Origin of the sequence: Vibrio sp. 1731 (genome assembly GCF_033339955.1) — a bacterium.
Classification (GTDB): Bacteria; Pseudomonadota; Gammaproteobacteria; order Enterobacterales; family Vibrionaceae; genus Vibrio; species Vibrio alginolyticus.
Window position 1 is genome coordinate 1 of record NZ_JAWOVO010000154.1, and the last position, 1,085, is coordinate 1,085.

Annotated in this window: 2 protein-coding genes; both read left to right on the forward strand. The window is 46.7% G+C overall.

The genetic code is table 11. The features are described 5' to 3' along the window. Window positions 1-784, forward strand: a 784-nt coding sequence (locus R7035_RS25865; protein ID WP_318146399.1) for an MFS transporter, incomplete at its 5' end; no start/stop codon positions are given. A gap of 50 nt (window positions 785-834) precedes the next feature. Continuing rightward, on the forward strand, window positions 835-1,085 hold a 251-nt coding region (locus R7035_RS25870; protein WP_318146400.1), incomplete at its 3' end, for a DUF1415 family protein.

Here is a 1,085-nt window from a genome sequence, read left to right on the forward strand (position 1 = left end):
TGGTATCGCAGGACGTATTAGCGGCGGTTTGTTGGCGGATAACTTTAGTGTCGATGTCGCCATCGAAGTCATGATGGTTGTAACACTGATTGGCGTAATCTGCGTGCACTACTTATTGCCAAAGCAGCGCAACTTCACACCTTCATCCAGCAGCTTAAGACACCAAAATCGTGCCATTATTGGCCACTTCCGAAATCAGCGGGTTTGGTTTGCAATGCTCATCGGCGGCCTTAACTTTGCGTTGTTCGTCAATCTTTACTCAGTGATGGGCTTTCGTTTGGTTAGCGCGCCGCACAACGTTCCGGTCGGTCTGGCATCGTTGATATTCATCTGTTATCTGGGAGGAACTTTTTCTTCTCGATGCGCAGGGCATTGGAGCAAACGTTACTCTTCGATTCTAGGTATGTTCTTAGGCGCTGTGGTTAGCATGGCAGGCATGTGGATTGCGGCTTTTGAGAGCCTCGCCGCTATGCTTATCGGTCTTCTGCTGATTAGTTTTGGCGCGTTTTTTACCCATACTTTGGCTTACGGCTGGGTAGGCCAAAACGCAACACAAGCAAAAGCAACCGCAACAGCTTTGTACTTGGTGCACTACTATGTTGGCGGAAGTTTAGGTGGTTTTTTATTGCTCTACTGTTGGCAACATGGCGGTTGGCCAACCGTACTGCTTGGCGGAAGCGTTTTGTATGCCGTGATGTTTGCTGCCATTGCCTACTTAAAACACATTTGTGAAAGCGTAGATACCGACAGCAACACTGATGTAGCAAGCTTGGGAAGAAGTTAATCGACTTCTCTGCTATGCTTGCGCCAAATTCATAAAAGCAAGAAAGTCGTATGCCAACGCGCTCAACACAAGAAACACCGAATACAGATATTAATGCGATCACGCAACAAGTCGATCAATGGCTTAATGATGTCGTGATTGGTCTGAATTTGTGTCCTTTCGCTGCAAAGCCACAGCGTAACAAACAAATTAAGATTTTTGTCAGCGAAGCAACACAAGAAGAAGCGCTGCTTGAGGATATTCTGCTGCAACTTATTGAACTCAGCACCACCGAACCAGAAAAGCTGGAAACAACATTGGT